Here is a 22,591-nt window from a genome sequence, read left to right as displayed (position 1 = left end):
CGACGCGGCCCGGCCCGGGCGTGGGTGACGCGACGGGGCCGGGCCGGGGCGCGGTCAGACCAGCGGCCGGTCCTCGCCCGACTCCAGGGTCACCCGGAACCTGAGCTCGGCCGTGGCCGCGCGGGCCCGGGCCACCGCGGTCCGGGCGTCCGGGCCGTGGGCCCGGGTGAGGGCGAGCCGGGCGCCGGAGGAGTCGAGCGGGGCCAGCTCGGCCCCCGGTTCGGCCAGCGGCCGGACCTCCGACACGCCCTCCCCGGCGCGCGCCCGCGCCAGGCCGTCCACGGCGTCCAGGACGCCGAGGGCGGTCGGCCGGGCGAACCACACCGCCTCGTGCCGGGGCTCGGCCGCCTCCGCCGCGGCGAGCTCGGCCCGCAGTTCGGCGAGCACCGGCAGGCCGAGCACCTGGCGGACGGTGTGCCGCTCCAGGTCCACGCCGAGCGCCGCGTGCACCAGGGCGGGGATCTCGTCGCCGGCCAGCCGGATGTGGGTCTCGATGGTGCGCGGGCCGTCGGCGGTCAGCACCACCTCGGTGTGGGTCGGGCCGAAGCGGATGTCCAGGGCGTCCAGGACGGCCGCGACGTGCCGGGCGATCGCCGCGCGGTCCGCCTCCGGCAGCGGGGCCGGCGCGACATGGCCGAGCTCCACGAAGGTGTCCGGGTCGGAGTACTTCCGGGTGACGCACACCACCTGGTGCTCGCCGTCCTCGGAGAACGCCTCCACGCTGAACTGCGGTCCGGCGTGCAGCCGTTCGACCAGCACGCCGCCGCGTGCCCACTCGCTGTCCAGGTCGGCCCGGGCGAAGGCGGAGTCGAGGTCCGCCTCGCCGTCCAGCCGGCGCACCCCGACGCTGCCCGCGCCGATCGCCGGCTTCACGATGCACGGCCCGCCGTGGCGGGCCAGGAACGCGCGCAGTTCGGCCACGTCGGCCGCCACCGCGAACGGGGTGTCGTCCACGCCCGCCTCGGCCAGCCGGGCGCGCATGCTGGGCTTGTGGTGCACCAGGTGGACGGTGCGCGGGCTGTGCATCGGCAGGCCCAGCTCCTCGGCCAGCGCCGCCGCCCGGTCCTGGTCGCGCTCCGCGAAGGCGGCGACCCTGGTGAACGGGTCCAGCCCGTGGACGGCCCGGACCACCGCGGCCCACTCGGCCGCCGGGGCGTCGGCCCGCAGCCCGAGCACCCGGCTGTGCTCCGCCGAGCGGCGGATCTTCGGCAGCACCGCGAGCTGGCAGGCCACCGTGGTGCGTACGTCGAGACCCTGCTCGCGCAGCATGGCGGGCATGTCCATCCCGCCGCCGAGCACCAGGACGTGTTCAGCCATGACAGATTCCTCCTTGGGAGACCGGTAGCGGGGCCCGCACCGTGCCCGCCGCGCGGCAGGCCAGGGCGGAGCCCGCGAACAGGGTGGCGAGCAGCAGCCAGCCCCCCGGGCCCGCACCCAGCACGACCGAGGTCATCAGGGCCGGACCGACGACGTTCTGCAGCCCGAGGCCGAGGTTGAAGACGGCCATGTACTCGGTGCGCCGGTCGGCCGGCGCGAGGTCGAAGGACAGCTGCCAGCCGGCCACGGCGTGCAGGTTCTCGCCGACCGTGAGCAGCGCCACCGCCGCGGCGCAGCCCGCCACCGCCCAGCCGCCGGACAGCCGCGCGGCCGCCGGGAACACCGCGCAGGCGGCCACCAGGAAGCCCGCCGCGGCGAGCAGCACCGCGCCCGGCCGGTGGGTGAGCCGCTCGGTCCGGCTGAACAGCAGCTGCAGCAGCACCGTCAGCACCGTGTTGACCGCGAGCAGCCCCGCCACGGTCGCGGCGGGCAGCGAGGTCCTGGTCACGATCCAGACCGGCAGCAGCACGAACAGCACCGAGTCGTGCAGCAGCAGCAGGCCGTTGCTGACCGTGAGCAGTACGAAGCGGCGGTGGCGCAGCGGCGGACCGGAGCGCTCCACGTCCGGTCCCGCCTCGGGCCCGGCGACGCCGTCCGGAGCGGTGGACGCCGGGGCGGCGGACGCCGGGGCCGGGATCGGCAGCGAGGCGATCACCGCGGCCAGGACGAAGAAGCTCAGCCCGTTGCCGATCAGCATCGCCATCATGGCGGGCCTGGTGTGCGCCGCCAGCGCCAGCCCCGCCACCAGGAACCCGGCGCTCAGCGCGGTGTTGCGGACACCGCGCACCAGCGCCATGGTCCGCACCCGCTCGCCGCCCTCGGCCAGCGCGCCGACCAGTGACTGCTGCAAGGGCGGCGTGGACTGGTCGAGCATCCGCAGCAGGCAGGTGGCCACCACGAACACCCGGAAGTCGGTGACGAACGCGTAGCCGAGGTAGCCGGCCCCGCGCAGCAGCAGCGCGCCGCAGTACACCCGGCGCAGGCCCAGCCGGTCCGCCAGCCGGCCCACCGGGACCGGCCCGAGCAGGCCCGCCACACCGGCCACCGACATCACCACACCGACCTCGCCCACCCCGAAGCCGATCACGGCGACGAAGTACACCGCCGAGGTCGACAGCAGCAGACCGGTGCCGAAGGAGTCCACCGCCGCGCCGAAGGCCAGCCGGCGGCGCACGGCCGCGCTGCCCGGCACCGGCTCAGCCATGAGCGGCCACCGGCTCGGGCCGGGGCTCGAACAGCGCGGCCAGCGCGCGGCGGTCGACCTTGCCGCGCGGGTCGAGCGGCAGTTCGGGCAGCACCCGGACCGCGTCCGGCATGGCGGCCGCCGGCACCCGGCCGAGCAGGTGCTCGCGCAGCAGGCGGCGCAGCGCCGGGCCGTCGGCCGCGGCGCCGTACGGGGTGCAGCAGAGCACGATCCGCTCGCGTTCCCCGGGCAGCAGCAGGGCGACCGCCGAGCCGACCGAGGAGCAGGTACGGGCCTGTGCCTCCAGGTCCGGCAGTGAGACCTTGACGCCGTGGCGCTTCACCACGTGGTCGGCGCGCCCGACGATCTCGATCGCGCCGTCCGGGGTCCGGCGGGCCAGGTCGCCGGTGTGCAGCAGCGGCCGGCCGTCCGGGTGGGTGCCGAAGCGGGTGGCGGAGCCCTGCCCGCCGGAGGCGTAGCCGAGCGCCAACTGATCGGACACCAGGGTGAGTTCGGCCGCCTCCCCGGCGTCCAGCAGGGCCTCGGTGCCGGGGATCGGCGTCCCGACCGGCACCGTCGGGGTGTCGACCGTCGCGCCGGGCGGCACGGTGTGCCTCAGCTTGATGACGGTCGACTCGGTCGGGCCGTACAGGTTGAGCACGGTGGCGTGCGGACAGACCGCCCGCCAGCGTGCCAGCAGCGGCGTGGGGAACACCTCGCCGGAGACCAGCAGCAGGCGCAGCCGGCCGAACGCCGCGTCCAGCAGTTCCGCCGGGGCCCGCTCGGCCGCGCCGAGCAGGGCGGCCAGCCGCGAGGGCAGCAGGCACACCATGGTCGGCCGGTGGTCGGCGGCCCAGCTCAACAGGTGGGCCCCGCCGAGCAGTTCGCGGTCCGTGAGGACGGCCACGGTCGCGCCCGACACCACGGCGGCGAGCGTCTCCTTGAAGGAGAAGTCGAACCAGGGGTCGGCGGAGTTGGACAGCACGTCGCCCGGTCCGAGCGCCAGCTCCTCGCGCTGCCAGCGCAGGTAGTGCGCCAGCCCGGCGGCCGAACCCCGCACCACCTTGGGCGTACCGGTGGTGCCGGAGGTGGCGAGGAAGTACCCGGTCCCGTCACCCGCGACGGCCTGAACAGCAGGTCGGGCCGCCGGGGGACCCTCCCGCCGCACCCGGTGCACCCGGGACGCCGGGCCGGTCCACCAGGCGGGCGGCGGGCCTGCGGTGACCAGGTCGCGGACGCCCAGCAGGTCGGGCAGCGCGGCCGAGGAGGTGTCCGGCGGGAGCGGCAGGAACGGCCGCCCGGCGCGGACGCAGGCCAGCATCGCCGCCACCGCCGCCGCGCCCCGGGGCAGCAGGACCGCCACCGGGGCGGGCCCGGCACCGTCCACGGCCGGCTCCCGGCCCGGGGCGGCCGCCAGTGCGGCGGCCAACTCGGCGCTGGCACGGTCGAGTTCGCCGTACGTCCAGGTGCCGGCCGGTTCGGTCACGGCGGGCCGGGCGGGGTCGGCGGTGGCGAGGGCGGCCTCGACGAGCCCGGCCAGGCTCTCGCTCGGCTCAGCCATGCCTGGCTACCTCGACGGTGCCGACCTCCAGGACCGGGCCGGCCAGCCGCAGCCGGAAGGCGGGGCCGTCGCCGCGCCGCAGCACCGCCTCCTCGGCGTCCGCGCTCTCCACCTCGCAGCGGCCCGCGCCCCGGTACTCGCGCAGCAGGGCGATCCGACGGCCCCCGGCGGCCTCCTCCGCCTCGGGATCGACGGTGCGGACGACCGTGTCCGGCGGCAGCAGCCGCTCGGCGGCCGCGGCGCTGAGTTCGGCCAGGGCGGCCGCGACGGCGGGCAGCGCCCCGGTGGCGGGCGCGGTCTCCGAGAGCTCGGCGAGCCGCGCGCCGATCGCCGCGAGGTGCTCGGCGAGCTCACGCGGGGTGGTCGCCAGATAAAGGTCGCGCAGTTCCAGCGGAACGCCGGAGAGTTCGCTCGTCCGGGCGACCACGGCGGCCGCCATCAGGGAGTTCCCGTCGAGATCGAAGAAGAAGTCGTCGTCGATGTCCACGGTGTCTCGGCCGACCAGGTCACCCCAGATCTCGGCTACCTTCAACGCATCCACAGCAGAAACTCCAGATTCCGGCGAAATGTTATTTGCTACGGTCGTGAAATACCGTTCCAGAAGGAAGCTACCGCCCTCCGAGCTGGCCGGGAGCAGGCCTTGTCAGCAGCAAGTTGCCCTGACAGCTTCCTGCCGCCCCAAGCCGCCGAAGCTGTGGCACGATCGTTCACGAGTCCACTCCGTTGAGCCGTGGGAGAATTCCAGCAGTGAAGTTGAGAAGCATTTCCGGGGCGCGCCTCACGGACATTCCACAGGTTCGCGCAATGGACCCGGAAACCCGTCATGAAATCCAGACCGTCGCCGCCGTCCTGCCGTTCAAGGTGAACAACTACGTGGTGGACGAGCTGATCGACTGGACGGCCGCCCCGGACGACCCGATCTACCGGCTGACCTTCCCGGACCGGGAGATGCTGCCACCGGCCGCCTTCGCCGAGATGTCGGACCTGCTGCTGAGCGGCGCCGACCGGGCCACCGTCACGGCGGCCGCCCGGCGCATCCGGCTGGAGCTCAACCCGCACCCCTCCGGCCAGCTGGCGCAGAACGTGCCGGTCGAGGACGGCATGGTGGTCGAGGGCCTCCAGCACAAGTACCGCGAGACCGCGCTGCTCTTCCCCTCGCAGGGACAGACCTGCCACGCGTACTGCGGCTACTGCTTCCGCTGGGCGCAGTTCGTCGGCATGCCGGAGCTGCGGCTGAGCGCCGAACTCGACCCCTCCACCGCCTACCTGCGCCGCCACCACGAGGTGACGGACGTGCTGTTCACCGGCGGTGACCCGATGATCATGTCGACGGCGGTGCTGCGGCGCTGGGTCGCCCCGCTGCTGGGCGAGGGCATGGAGCACATCCGCACCATCCGCTTCGGCACCAAGGCGCTGGCGTACTGGCCGCACCGGTTCACCACCGACGCCGACGCCGACGACCTGATGCGGCTGATCGGCGAGATCGTCGACTCCGGCCGGCAGGTCGCCGTCATGCTGCACGTGTCCCACCCGCGCGAGCTCGCCACCACCGAGGCCCGGACGGCGGTCCGCCGACTCCTCGCCGCCGGCGCGGTGCTGCGCGCCCAGGCCCCGATCATCCGCCACGTCAACGACCGGGCGGAGACCTGGGCCGAGATGTGGGCCGAGATGGTCAACCTGGGCATCCACCCGTACTACGCCTTCGTCGAGCGCGACACCGGTGCCCGCCGCTACTTCGAAGTGCCGCTGGCCACCGCCCTGCAGATCGTCCAGGACGCCCAGCGCACCGTCTCCGGCCTGGCCCGCTCGGCCCGCGGACCGGTGATGTCGGCGACCCCCGGCAAGATCGCGGTCGACGGCGAGGCGACCATCGCCGGGCAGCGGGTGTTCGTCCTGCGGATGCTGCAGGCCCGCGACCCCGCGCTGGTCGGGCGGTCGTTCTTCGCCCACTGGTCCCCGACCGCCTCCTGGATCAACCACCTGGAGCCGGCCTTCGCCCCCTGCTTCCCGTGGGAGGAGAACGCAGGGACGCCGTCCGAGACGCCGTCCGGATCGACCTCCGAGGCGCAGACCGGATCGCCGTCCGAGGCGCAGACCGACGCGCGGACCGACGCGCAGACCGAGGCGCAGACCGAAACCGGGCCGACCGACAGCGACCTGCTGCTGGCCGCGCGATGACCACCCCACCGAGGAGAACCGAGTTGCCCTCCCTGCCGTCGGGCCCGCTGCCCGCACTCGGCGTGATGTTCTTCGGCGCGACCGAGGCCGACCGGTCCGAGGACCGCTACGCGCTGGTCCGCGGCGCGGCCGCCGCCGCCGACCGCCTCGGCTACACCGCCGTGTGGACGCCCGAGCGCCACTTCGACGCCTTCGGCGGGCTGTTCCCCAGCCCCGCCGTCCTGGGCGCCGCCCTCGCGGCCGGCACCTCCAGGTGCCAGATCCGCGCGGGCAGCGTGGTCGCCCCGCTGCACGACACCCTGCGCATCGCCGAGGACTGGTCGGTGCTGGACAACCTCAGCGGCGGCGGCCGGGTCGGCATCTCGCTCGGCTCCGGGTGGAACGCCAACGACTTCGTGCTCGCCCCCGACCGCTACGCCGACCGCGCCCGGCGCGTCCAGGACGCGGTGACCGAACTGCGCGAGCTGTGGGCCGGCCGGCCGGTCGAGCGCCGCAACGGCTCCGGCCGGACCGTCCAGGTCGCCGTCCAGCCCACACCGCTCTCCCCCGAACTCCCGCTCTGGCTCACCGCCTCCGGGAACCCGGCCACCTTCGAGGCGGCCGGCCGGCTCGGCACCAACCTGCTCACCCACCTGCTCGGCCAGGACCTCGACACCCTGCGCGAACGCATCGACCGCTACCGCGCGGCCCGGGCCGAGGCCGGCCACCAGGGCCCCGGCACGGTCACCCTGATGCTGCACACCTACGCCACCCGGGACGCCGACAACGGCTGGAAGGCCGCCAGGACCCCGCTGCGCGGCTACCTGCGCACCGCCCTGGAGCTGGAGCTGCGCGCCTCGGCCGGCGGCGGCGCGGTCAGCGGCGGCCGCGAGGTCAGCATCCCGGCCCTGCCGGAGGCCGTGATCGACGAACTGCTGGAGGAGCGGGCCCGCCGCTTCCACCGCGAGGCCAGCCTGATCGGCACGCCCGAGAAGTGCCTGCGGATGCTGGAGCGGGTCGGGGCGGCCGGCGTGGACGAGATCGCCTGCCTGGTCGACTTCGGCCTGCCGCTGGAACGGGTCCTGGACAGCCTGGAACTGCTCGCCGACACCCGCTACCCCGGCACCGACCGGACGCCCGCGGACACCGACCGGACGCTCGCCGGCACCGGCACCGGCAGCGGCACCAGCACCGGCACCGACGCCCGCGACGCGGCCGTCGACCGCCCGCTCGCGGAGGTGGCCGGGTGAGCGGCACGACCCTCGCTCCGTCACCCGCCGCGGTCGGTCCCGCGCAGCTGCGCTCCGCCTTCGCCCGGCTGCCCGCCGGGGTGGCGGTGCTGCTGTGCGACACGCCGGGCGGCACGGTCGGCGCGACCGTCAGCACCCTGGTCTGCGCCTCGCTCGAACCGCCGCTGGCCACCGTCTCCCTCCAGCGCTCCTCCCGGCTGCTGCGGGCGCTGAAGGGCGGCGGCCCGGTCGGCATCACGGTCCTCGCGGCGGACCAGGCCGAGGTGGCTCGCTGGTTCGCCGACCCGGCCCGGCCGGACGGCGAGGAGCTGCTGCGCGGCCGGACGGTGACCCGCGGCGCGGCCGGCGGGCTGGTCCTCGCCGGGGGCTGCGCCGCGATCACCGCGCGTCCGGTGGCCTGGGTGGAGTCCGGCGACCACGAGCTGGCCGTCCTCGAAGTGCTCGAAGCCGAGCCGGGCCCGGACCGCGACCCGCTGGTCCACCTGGGCCGCCGCCTCACCGGCGTCGCGACGGCGTGAGCGATGTGACCGACGTGACGGGCGTGACAGGCGTGACCGCCGGTCAGTCCGCCGTCCGCTCCAGCACCTCGCGGACCAGGCCGATCAGCTCCTCGGGCGCGTCCTTCGCCGCGAAGTGCCCCCCGGCCAGCGTCTCGTTGCGGTACGGGCCCTCGCACAGCGCGGACCAGCGCCCGACCTCGGCGAGCGGCACCACGGTGTCCTCCCGGTACCCGACCACGGTGACCGGCACCCGCAGCGGGCCGCCCGGCTCGGTGTACCCGGCGCTCATCGCCAGGTCCGCCCGCAGGACGGGGGCCAGCAGCGCCGCCAGCTCACCGTCCGCACCGCCGGGCGGCATCCCGCCCCAGGCGGACACCGTGTCCAGCAGCGCCCGGTCGTCACCGTCGAGCGCCGCCAGGACCGGGCTCGGCCCGCCCGGGGCCTGACGGGCCGACAGCACCACGGCCAGCCGCGGCGCGTCCGGCCGGGCGGCGAGCAGCGCCGCCGTCTCGTAGGCGACCGCCGCACCCAGGCTGTGGCCGAACAGCACCACCCGGGCCGCGTCCAGCGCGAGCACCCGGTCCGCGATGTCCGAGGCGGCCTCCCCCACCGAACCGGGCAGCACGTCGCGCATCCGCTCCTCGTGGCCCGCCAGCGACATCGGACGGACCGCGGCCTCGTCGATCCGGCGCGGCCAGCCGCGGTAGAAGGACCGCCCCGCTCCCGAGGGGGGCAGGCAGACCACGGCCGTTCCAGTCATCAACGAACCCCTATGAATCTCGCTCCGAGGAGACACCATGTCGAAGCCGACCATCATATTCATCGGTACCCGGCGAACCCCGTTGGAGGTCAACGCGGCCGTCCTCGGCGCGCACGCCGCCGGGTACAAGGTCGCGCTGCTCGGCCCCACCCCGCCCGCCTTCTGCCGTGAGGCGATCAGCGACTTCGAGCAGGTCGACATCTTCGACCGGCCGGCCGCGCTCAAGGCCGGCCTGACGCTGGCCCAGCGGACCAAGGCCTCCGGCGTGGTCACCTGGACCGACACCGGGGTCGAGCTGGCCGCGGCGCTGGCCCAGCGCTGCGGCTGGCCGGGCGTGCCGCTGGAGGCCGCGCACAAGGCCCGCAACAAGCACTCGATGCGCTCGGCCCTGCTGGACCACCCGGACCTGATCCCGCGCTTCCGCAAGGTCGACGACCTGGCGGACCTGGAGGCGGCGGCCGCCGAGATCGGCACCCCCGCCGTGCTCAAGCCGGCCGGCGGCTCCGGCAGCCGGTCGATCTTCCAGATCGACGCCGAGACCGACCTGGCCGCCACCTTCCGCCAGGCGACCCTGCTGGCGACCCGCGAGCTCTCCCCGGTCTTCGGCGACTACGAGGGCCAGTTCGTCTACGAGGAGCGCCTCGGCGGCAGCGAGCACAGCGTGGAGGGCTTCGTCCACGACGGCCGCACGATGATCGCCGGCATCACCGACAAGTGGGTCACCGAGCCGTTCTACGTCGAGTACGAGCAGGTCCACCCGACCGCGCTGAGCGAGCAGGCGCAGGAGAGCGTGCGCCGCCTCGCGGAGAGCGTCACCAAGGCCATCGGCCTGGACTGGTGCTCCTTCCACCTGGAGTGCCGGGTGCTGCCCGACGGCAGCGCCAAGCTGCTGGAGATCGCCGCCCGCCCCGGCGGCGGCTACATCACCTCCCACCTGATCCCGCTCAGCACCGGCATCCCGTTCCCGGCCAACCTGGTCCGGGTCGCCACCGGCCAGGCCCCGGACATGGAGAAGCGCTCCGAGCTGTTCGCGGCCAGCCGGGGCGTGCTCAGCCCGGTCGAGGGCCAGTTCCACGGCTTCGACGGCCTGTACGACGTGCTGGAGCTGTTCGGCCTGGAGCACTTCGTCTACGAGCGCGAGCTCGGCGGCAAGATCGTGCTCCCCCCGGGCGAGACGCTCAGCGCCGTGCTCGGCTACGCCATCACCCGCTCGGTGGACTACCAGGACGCCCGGGACGTCGCCGCCCGCGCGGTCGACCTGTCCCGCCCCCGGATCACCACCGCCTGAGCAGGCCCCACCCACCGCCGTACGTCCCCCTCGGCACCCGCCTCCGACGGTGGCCCCGCGACCCACGGGGCCACCGTCGCCGTTCTGTTGGGAGAACAACCATGCACGCACCCGTCGACGGCCTGACCGGCTGGTCCTGCCCGCTCGGCGACGGCCTGACCGGCACCGTCGTCGGCTCGGTCGCCGATCTGCGCCGGGCCGGGCTGACCGACCTGCCCGGCGAACCGGTCTGGGCCAGCGCCGACTGGTGGCGGTTCGTCGAGGCCGACGACGACCACGAGATCCTCTACCTCCTGATCAACCGGGCCGACACCGGCCGGCCGCTCGCCGTCGCCCCCTCCCTGCTCATCCGGGGCCCCGAACAGCTGCTCTTCTACAACGGGCCCCGGATCATCGGCGACTTCTCCGCGATCGGCCACCCGCCGGCCGCCACCGAGCAGGACACCGCCCGCGCCGGACACCTCGCACCGCGGGTCGCCGAGGTCCGCGGCACGCTGTACCCCTGGCTGACCGTCGGCGTCTTCGGCTCCTCGCTGGGCCTGCGGCCCTTCGACGCCGCGAGCCCGGCGGACACCGCGCCCCTGGTGCCCGCCCTGGACCGGCTGGCCCGCGCCACCGCCGCCGAACTCGGCTGCGCCGGACACTCCCTGCTCTACCTGGACCCGGCCGAGGACGCCGCCGGCCGCGACCACGCCGCCGCGACCGGTGCCGTCCGGGCGCTGTTCGGCGCGGAGGCGGTCCTCGACGTGCCCGAGAACGGACTCGACGGCTACCTGGCGCGCTTCCCCAGCGCCCGCCGCAGCAAGCTCCGCAAGGAGATGCAGGCGTACCGGGCGGCCGGCCTGCACACCACGGCCGCCGAGGGCCCCGACGCGCTCGGCGAGCAGCACCTCGCGCTGCGCGTCGCCCTGCGGGCCAAGTACGGCCACGCCGCCGGGGAGAGCTGGGCCCGCCGCGAGTTCGCCGCGCTGCGCGACACCCTCGGGGAGCGCCTCACCGTCCTCAGCAGCGTCCGGGACGGCCGGGTGGTGGGCTACCTGCTCGCCTTCCGGGCCGGCGACGTGCTCTACACCCGCTCGGCCGGCTTCGACTACGCGGCCGTGGACGGCACGTACTGCTACTTCAACCTGGTCTACTACGACACCCTGGAGTGGGCCGCCCGCAACGGCATCCGCCGCATCCACTACGGGCTGGGCACCACCGAGGCCAAGCACGTCCGGGGCTGCGAACTGGTGCCGCGCCGCGCCTACTTCACCCTGCCGGAGGAGGCCGCCGACCCCTGTGCCGAGCTGCTGGCCATCCAGGACCGCAGCGCCCGGGCCCGGGTCGCCGCACTGGGCCTCGACGCCTCCTGACGCCGGCTCCGTACGACGGAGAAGCGGTGGGACGGTCCCGATCGGGGCCGTCCCACCGCTTCTTCGTGATCCGTACTGCCGGAGGTCACTCCCAGCCCATGCTGTCGCCGGGCTGCGGGGTGACGGTGTTCGTCACGGCGGCCGCCGCCCGCGCCGGCCCGGCGGCGTCGGCGGCGGTCACGACGGAGGCGCCCAGCAGCGAGCACACGACGGCGAGGAGGACGACGAGGGCCGGGCGGGCGGTCTTCTGCATGGTGGACTCCTGCGAGTGACGGAACCGGAGAGTGTGCGCCCGGGCCGGCCGTTCACCGCGCCCCGGGCTGTGTTCACCAGCCTGGCCGCTCGGGCACCCCGCTGTCTGCACGAACGGGCGGCATAGTGCTGCCCTGGCAACACCATGCCGCCCGCCGGCCGCGTCACCCCGCGGCGCAGACCACCCGGATCAGGGCAGCCTGATCAGGGCAGCCACCACACCGAGACGACCTCGATCGGCTCCTCGCCGTCGTTGTGCAGCTGGTGGGTGTGACCGCTGTCGTAGAAGAAGTGCTCACCGGCCGACACCCGGCGGGGAACGCCGTCCACCGACAGCACGCCGGAGCCGCTGCGCACGAACCAGACCTCCCGCTCCGGGTGGCAGTCCGCGGCCGTGGTCACGCCCGGCGGGACGTGGATGTGCGCGAAGGTGAACGGTGCCACCGGCTCCGGGCTGTCGGGCAGGTCCAGCACCGCGAGGTGGGCGCCCGAGGGGCGCAGCTTGAACTCCGCCTCGGGCAGCAGGGCGGTGAACTCCTCGGTCACGCTCATGCGTTGGTCTCCATCAGTTCGGGGTGGTTCGGGTCGGGGTGGTTCGGGTCGGGGTGGTTCGGATCGGGGTGGTTCGGGTCGGGGTGGTTCGGATCGGGGTGGTTCAGGGCGAAGTGGTGCAGGGACTCCTCGGCCGGCCGGCGGCCGGCGGTGACCCGCTCGGTGACCCGCACGCCGGCGGCCCGCAGCTCCGCCAGCAGCTCGTCGCCGTGCCGGCCGGCGAACACCTCCTGCGGGGTGTGCAGGCCGTACTCGGTGGGCAGTCCGGCGGCGAGCAGCCGGACGCAGGCGGCCAGGGTGAAGCCGGTGAGCCGGGCCATCGAGGTGAGGCCGTCGGTGTCCAGCCGGTCCACCACGGTGGTGGTGGCCGTCTCGAAGTCCTCGTCGCCGCCGCCGGTGGCGCGGATGTGCAGCAGCGTCACGTCCACGTCGCCGTCCCGGCGGCGGACGTGCTCGGCGAGCACGTCGTCGAGGACCGCGCGCGGCGCCACCCGCGAGTCGTCCACGGTGCGCGGCTGCTCGTCGAGCAGTCCGCACTCGGCGAAGGCCCGGACCTTCTGCGCGTAGCCGGGCCAGCGCAGCGTCTTCTGGCTCACCTCGGGGACGCGTCCCAGCACCGGGTCGTCGACCAGGCTCGGCAGCATCCCGTCGTCGTAGGCCTCCAGGGTGCCGAGGCCGGCCACCCGCACCGACTCCAGGCCGCCGAACCGCGGCACCCGCACCAGCGCGCCGCCGCGCACGCTCCAGGTCGCCCGGGGCGTGATGGTCAGCCGGTCCCCGTACAGGGCCAGGTGGTTGAGGGGCGGACGGGGGTTGAGCGGGATGCCGCCGCACCAGATCCGCAGCTGCTCGCAGGCGCGGAGCCTGGCCGCGGCGCGGCGGGCCAGGATCTCGGTCAGGCCGGGCTCCAGGCCGACCGGCAGGATCAGCCGGGTCCGGCCCCGGCGGGCCGCCTCGTCGAGCCCGGTGAGCCCGTCGTCCGGCGGACGGCCGATACCGGTGGCGGCGGTCCCGGAGGCCACCAGCCGGTCCAGCAGCGGACGGGCGGCGACCCAGGGCAGGGCGACCGCCACGGCGTCCGCGCCGCCCACCGTCCGCTGGAACTCCGCGTCGCCGGTGTCACCGACCAGCGTCCGGACCGAGACCCCGGCGCCGGCCCGCAGCCGGGCCGCCACCTCCTCGACCCGCTCCGGGTCGCGGTCGGCCAGGACCAGTTCGGCGTCCGGGTCGGTCGCGGCGAGCCGCAGGGCGGCCGCGGCCCCCATCGGCCCGCAGCCGACCACCGCGTACCTCATACGGCGACCGCCGTCCGGGCCGTGCCGGGGCCGTCCGTCCGGCTGTCGCCGGGCACGGTGGCTCCGGTCCGGACGCCGGTCAGCAGCGTGCCGTCCCAGCGCACGCCCTCCGCCGCCAGGCCGAGCCGCTGCCGGAGCGCCGCGCAGGTCTCCGGCAGGAAGGGCAGGCCGGCCACCGCGACCGTCCGCAGCACCTGGAGCGCCAGGACCCGGTACTCGCCGGCCTCCCGCTCCGGCGCGGCGGCGGCCAGGGTCAGCGCCGACCGCCCGTCCTGGACCAGCCGCAGCAGCGCGTGGGCCGCCGAGCGGCAGGAGAAGGACTCCAGCCGGTAGGCCCGCCACAGGTCCTGCGCCCAGGTGGCGCAGCTCGCCGCCAGCGCGGCCGGCCCCTGGCTGAACTGCCCTGCCACGGCGTCGGTTTCCGGTGCCGTGGCGCCGAGCTCCTCGGCCCAGGCCAGCAGCCGTCCGGCCAGCCCGTGGGCGGGCGAGGCGAGGAACTCCGCCATGGTGAAGTCGGTCTCGCCGGTCTCCGGGCGGGTCAGCGAGGTGTACAGCCGGGCCTCGTCGGCGCAGCTGCGGGCCACCAGGTCCCGGGCCCACACCAGGTGGTTGCGGGAGGTGGAGAACTTGGCGCCGTCCAGCCGGTAGAAGTACGACATGTCCAGGTAGCTCGGCAGCGGCGCGACGCCCGTACCGGCGGCCAGCAGCACGGCCGGCAGGATGAACAGCCGCTCGAAGGCGTTGTCGAAGCCGAAGAACATCGCCGAGGGCGAGCCCTCCGGGGCGACCCCGGACTCCCGGGCCAGCTCCACCATCACCTGGTAGCGCCCGGCCAACTCGAAGCAGGGGTAGACGCTCTGACCGTCCGTCAGATCGACCGGCAGCTCCGGGAGCGGGATGCCCAGCGCCGACACATAGCTGACCGGCACCTCGGGCAGCTCCCGGGCCAGCACCAGGTCGGCGTACCGGCGGGCGGCCGGCGACAGGTGCGCCCCGGCGAGCCAGCCGGTCAGCTCCTCGCGCAGGGGCTCCAGCAGCAGGTAGAGCCGCCGCAGCGGCCGCAGTTCGGTCTCGCCGCCGCACACCGTGCAGGTGCCGCCGATCAGTTCGGAGTCGTCGTGGTGCAGCGCGCAGGCCTCGCAGTCGATCCCGGCCGCGCCCGCGGTGCCGCAGTGCGGGCAGCTCCCGCTCACATAGCCCTGGAAGCGCCAGTCCGCGCAGGCCGTGCAGTAGTGCGCGGGCCGGGTGCGCGGCCGTACCGCGCCGGACTCCGTGGCCCGCCGCAGCATCTCCAGCACCACCGTGCCGATCCGGTCCGCCTGGGCGGTCCGCAGCGCCACGTCCGGCTCGACGGCGGCCGACCTGAAGGTCTCCCAGATCCGCTCGCCGAGCAGGTCCGCGTACTCCAGGTACGGCACGCCGGCCTGCTCGGCGGCGAACATCACATGGGTGTTCATCCAGGCGGTGCCGAGCAGCAGCCGGCCCTGCCCGCCGTGGAACTCGAGGGAGCGGCGGGCCACGTCGGCCGCCACGAACGGGCCGGCCAGGTGACCGACGTGCAGGTCTCCGTTAGGGGTGGGGTTGCTCGGTGCGAACAGGACGGTGGCCGACGGGTCGGCGGTGGGCATGGTTCTCCTCGAATGGTCGTACGTGAGTCAGCGGGCCCGGGGCGCGGAGCCGCCGGGCACCGGGCGCGTGGGAGCCGGGATCGAAACCACCGGTCGGCTCAGGCGGGGACGCCGAGCTCCGCGGGGGACCGGTCGCTCGCGGCGTTCGCGCCGTCCGCGCCGGTCGCCGTCCGCTGCTCGCCGTCCGCCCGGCGGCCGCCGGGTGCGTAGCTGTGCAGGATGCGGTCGGAGAGCGCGCCGAGGCAGCTGAGGTTGGCGAAGCCGGGGCCCTGGGCGAGCCCGGCCAGGGCGGGGACGTGCAGCCGGGGCCCGGGGGCCTCCACGGCCAGGTCGGCGGCCACGGCGCGCATCACGGAGCGCTGGTCGCCGAGGTCGACCCCGGCGTCGGCCGCCAACTCCCGCGCGGTGGACGGGGAGAGCAGCAGGCGCAGCTGGGCCAGCGGCGAGCTGCCGATGCAGTTCACCACCAGGTCGCAGTCGATCCTGCGGCGGCCGGACGGTCCGTCCAGCTCGGCTCCGAGCCGGCCGTTCGCCCCGGAGCCGATGTACTCCACCCGGCCGGTCTCGAAGCGCAGCCGCGGGTCGCCGGCCAGGCCGGCCAGGACGCCGGGCGAGAGCACTCCCCGGTCGGTGCGCCGGATGAACTCCTCGCGCAGCGGCTCCGGCAGCTCCTGCCAGCCGGCGGCCTCGGGCTCCGAGTAGACCCCGTTCTCCAGGTAGGACTCGGCCCGACTGTACGGCGGGGTCGGCGAGGCGATGGTGACCGTCGACACGGCGTCACCCAGCGTGCCGAGCAGGTAGGTCGCGAAGCTCGCCGCGCTCTCCCCCGCGCCGACCAGCAGCACCTCACGGCTGCCGCCGAGCAGCGGACGGACGGTGGAACGGTCCACCGAGGCGGGGACGACCCGGTCCGCGGCGCCCTCGTCGCAGGGCAGCGGACGCGACTCGCCCGGCCCGGTGAGCACCACGCCGTACGCCTCGACCGACCGCGGCCGGCCCTCCGCGTCCAGGTGGTCGACGGTCCACCGCTCCGGCCCCCGGTGCAGACCGGTCACCCGGCCGCGGACCACCTCGACACCCTCGGTGGCCTGGTCGAACACCCACGCCAGGTACTCGGCGAACACCCGGTGGGTGGGGGCCGGCCCGCCGGAGTCGACCCAGCGGCTGAACTCCCCCCTGGACACCAGGAAGCGCTGCCAGGAGAAGGTACCGGCCATCATGGCGTCCAGTTCCGCACCACCGGCCTCGAAAAGCCGGGAACTGCGGTACGGAAATCCGACGTCTTTCTCCGGCCGGGTGCCGAGGAATTCACTACCGGTGGTATTTCCGTGGCGGCCGCTCCAGGAAGCGGCGATCTCCGCCGATTCGACCACCACAATGCGCACCTCGGCGATTCCCAGCCGATTCAGACAGTGCGCTTTCGCCGCCAGACTTGCGGCTTTCGGGCCTCCCCCCACCACGAGCAGGTCATACGGGCCTGTGCTGCGACTGCGGTCCATGGATTCCCAGGTGTCTCGGGCAACCCGCGGACGGTGCTCCGCGGTTCTCTCCCGGCCATGTTTCCGCGCCGGACCGCCCCCAGTCACCCGTTCCGGCCTGCAGGACCGTGCAACGGCAGCAATCGGCCAGGAACCGGATCAGTCCAGCAGCCGATCGAAGTACTGCCGCACGACCAGCGCCTCACTGTTGAGAATTGACCATCCGTCAAGCACTTCCCCCGGCATCGTCAACCGGAGACAGCCACGGGCGGTGGCCGCCTCGGCCTGCCCCGCGTCGGTCCCCACCAGGAACACCACCAGGCTCGGCGGCTCCCGGTCCAGCCGGGCCGTCACATGCGCGGCCGCCGGCACCGTCCGCAGCACCGCGCCGCGTATCCCCACCGGATCGACCGGGTCGTACGGAACAGCCGGAGCAGCCAGCGAGACGTGCACCAGATACATCTGCATTCCTTGTCGCCGCAGGGTTCGGCCCAGGACTCGACCCCGACGAATGAAGCGCACTCGGGCCCGGCCCAGGAGGCGCAGAACGGATGGAGGGTGCGCAGGCCGGGAATTCGGCGAAACCCTACTCATCGAGCCGATCGAGCGCAATTCCCCCACCACCGCGGCGTACACGTTTCCACCGCACCATCCGCATGAACCGCAGTTAAAGCACCGTCCGGACACGTTCCGGATGTTCCGGACGACACCGGTCACCCCGCCCCGCCGACGCCCGGCCCGGCCGACGAAACCCGACGGACCCCGACGGACCCCGACGGACCCCGGCGACCCGCGGCGCCCTCGTGCGGCGGCCGGCCGGCTCATCGGCGGGCGGTACTCCCGGCACGGCCGGCGCCGCCTCGCGGGAGACGGCGGATCCGGTGGATCCACGGTCTTCCCGGGGGTGCCGGAGAAGGTTTTCGGAATACGTCGTCGAATTCCGGTGCCCCGTCGGCCCGTTCCGTGTACCGGGCCGGCCCCGGGACGATCCGGAGGGCGTCGCGGCGGGTACGTTCGGAGGGCCCGGGGGATTTCAGCGGTTTCTCGACGGGTACCGCGATCCGCTCCTCGTCCGAGGGGTCCGCCGTGCCCTCGGTCCAGGCGCGGCACGGGCGTCGGCCGGGCCGCACGGGTTGTCGACGGCCACGCCGGGCTCGCGCTCAGGCGAGACGCCGGCGCTTTTCCCGCACACCCCACGACAGGGTGACCGGTGGCATTTCCATGAGCCGCACGGCCCGGTCTCCACGCGTTCCGCCCATCGCCCCGGGCGGGTCCGCGATACGGCACCGGAATTCGCGTCCGGGCACGCCGGACCGCCCCGGGTGTTCGACCCCGGGCTCCCTCGACGTACGGACGCGATCCGGACGCGCGGCGGCAGGCGGCAGGCGCCGGCTAGCCCACGGGCTTCCTCAGGCGGTGCGCCGCAGCAGCGCCAGGTACATCGCGTCCGTCCCGTGCAGGTGCGGCCACAGCTGGACGTCCGGCCCGTCGCCGAGCGCCGGGACGCCGGGCAGCAGCGGGCGCGCGTCGATCCACTCGACCCGGCCGCCCTCGGACCGCAGCACGTCGTCCACGACCGCCCTGGTCTCCGCCAGGTGCGGCGAGCAGGTCGCGTAGCCGACCACGCCGCCGATCCGGGTGGCCTCGACCGCCGAGCGCAGCAGGTCCCGCTGGAGCGGGCCGAAGGCCGCCACGTCGGCGGGCCGGCGCCGCCAGCGGGCCTCCGGGCGGCGGCGCAGCGCACCCAGGCCGGAGCAGGGCACGTCGACCAGCACCCGGTCGAAGCCGCCGGACCGCCAGGCCGGGCGCGTCCCGTCCGCCGCGATCACCGTGTACGGGCCGGGGTTGCCCTCCAGCGCCCGTGCCACCAGCCGGGCCCGGTGCGGCTGCTTCTCGCTCGCGACCAGCGCCGCGCCGCGTTCGGCGGCCAGCGCGCCGAGCAGCGCCGCCTTGCCGCCGGGGCCGGCGCAGCCGTCCAGCCAGAGCCGGTCCGGGCCGTCCAGCGGGGCGGCGGCCAGCGCCAGCGCGACCAACTGGCTGCCCTCGTCCTGCACGCCCGCCCGGTTGTCCTTGACCGCCTCGACCGAGCCCGGGTCGCCGCCCTCGGCGAGCCGCAGGGCGAACGGCGACCAGCGGCCCGGCACGGCCTCGGGCAGCGCGTCGGCCAGTTCGCCGACGGTGGCCCGGCCGGGGCGGGCGACCAGGGTCACCTCGGGCCGCTCGTTGTCGGCCCGCAGCAGTTCCTCCATGGCGCCGCGCCCGGAGGCGTCCGGCTGCCAGCGGCCGAGCGAGTCCCAGAGCGCGGAGACCACCCAGCGCGGGTGCGAGTGCACGACCGCCAGGTGGTCCTCGGCGTCCTTCTCGTACGGCGGGGCGACCTGCTCGATCCAGGCGTCCAGGTCACGGGCGCTGATCCGGCGCAGCACGGCGTTGACGAACTTCGCCTTGCCGTCGCCGAGCACCACCCGGGCGAGTTCGACGGTCGCCGAGACGGCCGCGTGGCTGGGGATGCGGGTGGTGAGCAGCTGGTGGGCGCCGAGCGAGAGCACGTCCAGGACCGGCGGGTCCACCTTGCTCAGCGGCCGGTCGATGCAGGCCGCGATGATCGCGTCGTAGGTGCCCTGCAGGCGCAGGGTGCCGTAGACCAGCTCGGTGGCCAGGGCGGCGTCGCGCCGGTCCATGCCCTTCTGCTCCGCCTCGCGGAGCAGCGAGGGCAGGATCAGATTGGCGTACGCGTCCCGCTCGTCGACGGCGCGCAGCGCGCGGAACGCGACGATCCGGGCCGGGTCCTTCTTCGGACGGCGGTGCGGGCGGGGTGCGCGCGGGGCGCCGGAGGTGCTGCCGGGGGTGCTCATGCCTGTGTGCCTCAAAGTGCTGCGGTGGTTATCGGCCTCAACGATATCCCCTGCGGGAGGTGCCGCCCGAAGCCTGCGCCGCCCCGCGGCCCCGGGGGTGGAGCCCCCTCGCGCGAGGGGGCTCCGTGACGGCCGGTCAGCCCGTCTGGCAGAGGGCGAGCGCCTGGGCCCCGTTCACGCCGACCGCGGCGGCCTCCCAGGTGTTGCTCCGGTCGGTCGAGGGGCCGTTCAGCGTCACCAGCACGGCGGGCGCCGCACCGGTGGACGGATCCACCGCGACGGTCCCCAGGTCGAAGCCTCCCGCGATCAGGACGCTGTCCCCCGTGCAGGTGGCGGAGGAGACCGTGCCCGAGGCGGCCGGTGTGCCGCGGACCACCGTGGTGGTCACGGCGCCGGCCGGTGGAGCCGTCGCCAGCCCGAAGGTCGCGGTCACCAGCAGCGCGCCGGCCACGGCGGTCCAGGTGCGCGGGCTCGTCCAGGTGAGTCGGGCCATTGGGATCAGCCTTCCTGGTGAGGAATCCCCCACTCGGACCAAGGTAGGCCCACCCGCAACGGCCCGCGCGGCGAGCCGGACCGCCCCCGAACGCTCAGCCCTCGGCGCCCGCGCCGAACCGCTCGCCCGCTTCCAGCCGCGCCCCGCGCGCCCAGTCGGCGGCCCGCATCTCCTTCTTGCCCTGCGGGCGGACCTCGCCCAGCTCGATGTCGTGGCTGCCGGTTCCGACCCGGACGCTGTTCTTGCCGACCATCGCCACCTCACCGGGCGTCAGCTCGGCCGACCCGGGCAGCAGCTTCACCGGCCCGGTGACCTTCAGCCGCTCGCCGCGGAACTCGGTCCACGCCCCGGGCGCCGGCGCGCAGCCGCGCACGACCCGGTCGACCCGCAGCGCGGGGTGGTTCCAGTCGATCCGGGCGTCCTCGACGCTGATCTTCGGCGCGAGCGTGACGCCCTCGGCCGGCTGCGGCACGGCGTGCAGGGAGCCGTCCTCGATGCCGTCCATGGTGGCGGCGAGCAGCCGCGCGCCGGAGACGGACAGCCGGGTGAGCAGTTCGCCGCTGGTGTCGCTCGGGCGGATCTCCTCGGTGATCACGCCGTAGACCGGGCCGGAGTCCAGGCCCTGTTCGATCAGGAAGGTGGACGCGCCGGTGACCTCGTCGCCGGCCAGCACCGCGTGCTGGACCGGGGCCGCGCCGCGCCAGGCGGGCAGCAGCGAGAAGTGCAGGTTGACCCAGCCGTGCTTGGGGATCTCCAGGGTGCCGGGGCGCAGCAGCGCGCCGTAGGCGACCACCGGGCAGCAGTCGGGGGCGAGTTCGGTGAGCCGGGCGACGAACTCCGGGTCGCTGGGCTTCGCCGGCTTGAGGACCTCGATCCCGGCCTCCTCGGCGCGCTGGGCGACGGGGCTGGCGACCAGCTTGCGGCCGCGGCCGGCGGGGGCGTCGGGGCGGGTGACCACCGCGACGACCTCGTGCCGGTCGGAGGCGAGCAGGGCGTCCAGGGCGGGAACGGCGACCTCGGGGGTGCCGGCGAAGACGAGACGCATCAAGTGCCTTTCTGCAGTGGGGAGTTCAGGAAGCCGACCGGGGAGCGTGGCGAGCGGCCCAGCGAGCCGAGCGGCTCAGCGCGCCGCGCCGAAGGTGCTGTGCGGCGAGGCCTTGACGACCGGCGCCGGCCCGCCGCCCCAGTCGGTGTCCCGGATCGCCTTGAGCGCGGCCTTGCGCTGCTCGCGGTCGAGCCGGTCGATGAAGATGATGCCGTCCAGGTGGTCGGTCTCGTGCTGGATGCACCGGGCGAGCAGCTGGGTGCCCTCCAGGGTGACCGGATCGCCGTACATGTTGAAGCCCTTGGCCACCACGCCGTACGCGCGCTTGGTGTCGTAGCGCAGGCCGGGCAGCGACAGGCAGCCCTCGGGACCCTCCTGCTCGTCCTCGCTCAGCGACAGGTCCGGGTTGATCAGGTGCCCGGTGACGCCGTCCACGTGGTACGTGAACACCCGCAGGGAGACGCCGAGTTGGGGTGCGGCCAGACCGGCGCCGGGAGCGTCCAGCATGGTCTCGGTGAGGTCCCGGACCAGGGTGCGCAGTTCCTTGTCGAACACGGTCACCGGCTTGGCGGTGGCGCGCAGGACGGGGTCTCCGAAGAGACGGATCGGCTGGATCGCCACGGGGTGCGGGCTCCTGTCCGTCGAGGTGTCGGGCGTCGGGGAGGGACTGCGGGCAACGGCTGTGCCCGCCAAGTCTATGCAACCCCCGGACGCCGGCCCCCATGCCCTCGGGGCCCGCCCGGAGGGCACTGGCATATCCCGACTCTGCCGAGCGGCGTTACCCCGGCCCCCGCTTCGGCGTTGGTCAAGAGAGATTGACCGGGGCCGGGCGCACGGGACACCGCGCCCCGGCCGAGCTGAACCGTACGGAAGGTGGCACGTAGGCCATGGCCGAGCAGATCAACCACGACGCCCGGGCGCGGGCGAGCCTGCACCTGCTGGTGCGGGACATCGAGCGGGTGAGGCGCCAGGTCGACGCGCTGCGGACGCTCACCGCCCAACTGGGCAACGTCTACCGTCCGCGCCGCCCCAGCACCTCGGCCGGCTTCGTGGTGTACGGGAGGGCGCCGGCGCCGACCGTGCGCCTGGCGCAGGAGCTGCGGGAGAGCGTGGAGACCCTGGTGGCGGCCGCGGTCGAGTTCGACCGCGCGCTGGGCTTCTCCTGGGACTCGGTGGGCTCCGCCCTCGGGGTCACCAAGCAGGCCGTGCACCGCCGCTACGGCATGCGCCGCCCGACCAGCGAACTCCTCGCCGCCAGCGGGGCCGTCCCGGGCCCGAGCCGCCCGGACCGCTCCGAGGAGCTGCCCGCCGCCCCCACCGGCGGCCTGGCCGCGACCGTCCCGGCGGCCCGCCAGGGCGGCCTGGACCGCAGCAGCCTGGACCGCGCCCCGATCGACCGCACCCCCGTCGACCGCCCCCAGCCCGAGCGCGCGCCCATCGACCGCACCCCCATCGAGCGCACCGCGATCGACCGCGGCACCCCCGTCGACCGCACCGGTATCCCCCTGCGCGGCTGACCGCACCGCGAGCACCACAGCAGCACCGCACCACAAGCAGCACGG

Annotated in this window: 21 protein-coding genes; 6 read left to right on the top strand and 15 right to left on the bottom strand. The window is 75.0% G+C overall.

Annotation, left to right across the window (positions count from 1 at the left end; genetic code table 11):
- Positions 1–54: 54 nt before the first annotated feature.
- Genes IE332_RS16730 through IE332_RS16715 form a run of 4 tightly spaced genes read right to left on the bottom strand, consistent with a single transcriptional unit; the run spans position 55 to position 4,662 of the window.
- Entirely contained in the window at positions 55–1,317 is a 1,263-nt protein-coding gene (locus IE332_RS16730; RefSeq protein ID WP_189916795.1) for an ATP-grasp domain-containing protein, read from the bottom strand.
- Positions 1,310–2,581, bottom strand: a complete 1,272-nt coding sequence (locus IE332_RS16725; protein WP_189916793.1) for an MFS transporter — start codon at positions 2,579–2,581, stop codon at positions 1,310–1,312. Before IE332_RS16725 ends, IE332_RS16730 begins: the two co-directional genes overlap by 8 nt.
- On the bottom strand, positions 2,574–4,121 hold the full coding sequence (locus IE332_RS16720; protein ID WP_189916791.1) for an AMP-binding protein: 1,548 nt from the start codon (positions 4,119–4,121) through the stop codon (positions 2,574–2,576). The genes IE332_RS16725 and IE332_RS16720 overlap by 8 nt, the downstream gene beginning before the upstream one ends.
- Positions 4,114–4,662: a phosphopantetheine-binding protein gene (locus IE332_RS16715; protein WP_189916789.1), complete on the bottom strand. Its 549-nt coding sequence runs from the start codon at positions 4,660–4,662 to the stop codon at positions 4,114–4,116. Before IE332_RS16715 ends, IE332_RS16720 begins: the two co-directional genes overlap by 8 nt.
- A gap of 263 nt (positions 4,663–4,925) precedes the next feature.
- Between IE332_RS16715 and IE332_RS16710 the strand changes: the two genes are divergently transcribed.
- Genes IE332_RS16710 through IE332_RS16700 form a run of 3 tightly spaced genes read left to right on the top strand, consistent with a single transcriptional unit; the run spans position 4,926 to position 8,046 of the window.
- Positions 4,926–6,299 carry a KamA family radical SAM protein gene (locus IE332_RS16710; RefSeq protein ID WP_229928653.1) on the top strand — a complete coding sequence of 458 codons (1,374 nt, stop codon included), beginning with the start codon at positions 4,926–4,928 and terminating at the stop codon, positions 6,297–6,299.
- Positions 6,300–6,322: 23 nt separating this feature from the next.
- The gene (locus IE332_RS16705; RefSeq protein ID WP_229928652.1) at positions 6,323–7,528 is read left to right on the top strand and encodes a MupA/Atu3671 family FMN-dependent luciferase-like monooxygenase; all 1,206 of its coding nucleotides are present in this window, start codon (positions 6,323–6,325) and stop codon (positions 7,526–7,528) included.
- Positions 7,525–8,046, top strand: a complete 522-nt coding sequence (locus IE332_RS16700; RefSeq protein ID WP_189916787.1) for a flavin reductase family protein — start codon at positions 7,525–7,527, stop codon at positions 8,044–8,046. The genes IE332_RS16705 and IE332_RS16700 overlap by 4 nt, the downstream gene beginning before the upstream one ends.
- A 43-nt stretch (positions 8,047–8,089) precedes the next feature.
- On the opposite strand, the gene IE332_RS16695 is transcribed toward IE332_RS16700, so the two are convergent.
- Positions 8,090–8,788, bottom strand: a complete 699-nt coding sequence (locus IE332_RS16695; RefSeq protein WP_189916785.1) for a thioesterase II family protein — start codon at positions 8,786–8,788, stop codon at positions 8,090–8,092.
- Positions 8,789–8,825: 37 nt separating this feature from the next.
- On the opposite strand from IE332_RS16695, the gene IE332_RS16690 reads away from it, so the two are divergent.
- Both IE332_RS16690 and IE332_RS16685 read left to right on the top strand, forming a co-directional pair.
- The gene (locus IE332_RS16690) at positions 8,826–10,076 is read left to right on the top strand and encodes an ATP-grasp domain-containing protein (protein ID WP_189916784.1); all 1,251 of its coding nucleotides are present in this window, start codon (positions 8,826–8,828) and stop codon (positions 10,074–10,076) included.
- Between the two features lie 101 nt (positions 10,077–10,177).
- Positions 10,178–11,431, top strand: coding sequence for a GNAT family N-acetyltransferase (locus tag IE332_RS16685; protein ID WP_189916782.1), 1,254 nt, complete (start codon positions 10,178–10,180; stop codon positions 11,429–11,431).
- Positions 11,432–11,516: 85 nt separating this feature from the next.
- Here IE332_RS16685 and IE332_RS16680 read toward each other — a convergent pair whose 3' ends face one another.
- The 10 genes from IE332_RS16680 to def all read right to left on the bottom strand — a co-directional run bounded on the left by IE332_RS16680 (position 11,517) and on the right by def (position 21,650).
- Positions 11,517–11,684: a hypothetical protein gene (locus tag IE332_RS16680; RefSeq protein WP_189916780.1), complete on the bottom strand. Its 168-nt coding sequence runs from the start codon at positions 11,682–11,684 to the stop codon at positions 11,517–11,519.
- Between the two features lie 203 nt (positions 11,685–11,887).
- Positions 11,888–12,235: a cupin domain-containing protein gene (locus IE332_RS16675; protein WP_189916778.1), complete on the bottom strand. Its 348-nt coding sequence runs from the start codon at positions 12,233–12,235 to the stop codon at positions 11,888–11,890.
- Positions 12,232–13,530 (bottom strand): saccharopine dehydrogenase family protein, encoded by a 1,299-nt coding sequence (locus IE332_RS16670; RefSeq protein ID WP_189916776.1) that lies wholly within the window; start codon positions 13,528–13,530, stop codon positions 12,232–12,234. Before IE332_RS16670 ends, IE332_RS16675 begins: the two co-directional genes overlap by 4 nt.
- Positions 13,527–15,158 (bottom strand): class I tRNA ligase family protein, encoded by a 1,632-nt coding sequence (locus tag IE332_RS16665; RefSeq protein ID WP_189916774.1) that lies wholly within the window; start codon positions 15,156–15,158, stop codon positions 13,527–13,529. Before IE332_RS16665 ends, IE332_RS16670 begins: the two co-directional genes overlap by 4 nt.
- 98 nt (positions 15,159–15,256) lie before the next feature.
- Entirely contained in the window at positions 15,257–16,657 is a 1,401-nt protein-coding gene (locus IE332_RS16660; protein WP_229928651.1) for a SidA/IucD/PvdA family monooxygenase, read from the bottom strand.
- A 138-nt stretch (positions 16,658–16,795) separates the two neighbouring features.
- Positions 16,796–17,098, bottom strand: coding sequence for a hypothetical protein (locus tag IE332_RS16655; RefSeq protein WP_189916766.1), 303 nt, complete (start codon positions 17,096–17,098; stop codon positions 16,796–16,798).
- Between the two features lie 947 nt (positions 17,099–18,045).
- Positions 18,046–19,491 carry an RsmB/NOP family class I SAM-dependent RNA methyltransferase gene (locus IE332_RS16650; protein ID WP_189916764.1) on the bottom strand — a complete coding sequence of 482 codons (1,446 nt, stop codon included), beginning with the start codon at positions 19,489–19,491 and terminating at the stop codon, positions 18,046–18,048.
- Positions 19,492–19,627: 136 nt separating this feature from the next.
- The gene (locus IE332_RS16645; protein ID WP_189916762.1) at positions 19,628–19,984 is read right to left on the bottom strand and encodes a hypothetical protein; all 357 of its coding nucleotides are present in this window, start codon (positions 19,982–19,984) and stop codon (positions 19,628–19,630) included.
- A 94-nt stretch (positions 19,985–20,078) separates the two neighbouring features.
- On the bottom strand, positions 20,079–21,029 hold the full coding sequence (gene fmt / locus IE332_RS16640) for a methionyl-tRNA formyltransferase (protein ID WP_189916760.1): 951 nt from the start codon (positions 21,027–21,029) through the stop codon (positions 20,079–20,081).
- A 75-nt stretch (positions 21,030–21,104) separates the two neighbouring features.
- The gene (def, locus tag IE332_RS16635; protein WP_189916758.1) at positions 21,105–21,650 is read right to left on the bottom strand and encodes a peptide deformylase; all 546 of its coding nucleotides are present in this window, start codon (positions 21,648–21,650) and stop codon (positions 21,105–21,107) included.
- 266 nt (positions 21,651–21,916) lie between these two features.
- On the opposite strand from def, the gene IE332_RS42385 reads away from it, so the two are divergent.
- Positions 21,917–22,546, top strand: a complete 630-nt coding sequence (locus IE332_RS42385; protein WP_373313746.1) for a hypothetical protein — start codon at positions 21,917–21,919, stop codon at positions 22,544–22,546.
- Positions 22,547–22,591 lie beyond the last annotated feature (45 nt).

The sequence above is a fragment of the Kitasatospora xanthocidica genome (assembly GCF_014656195.1).
Lineage (GTDB): Bacteria > Actinomycetota > Actinomycetes > Streptomycetales > Streptomycetaceae > Kitasatospora > Kitasatospora xanthocidica.
Note: the sequence above shows the minus strand (reverse complement) of the source record. Positions and strands in the feature narration are given on the sequence as shown.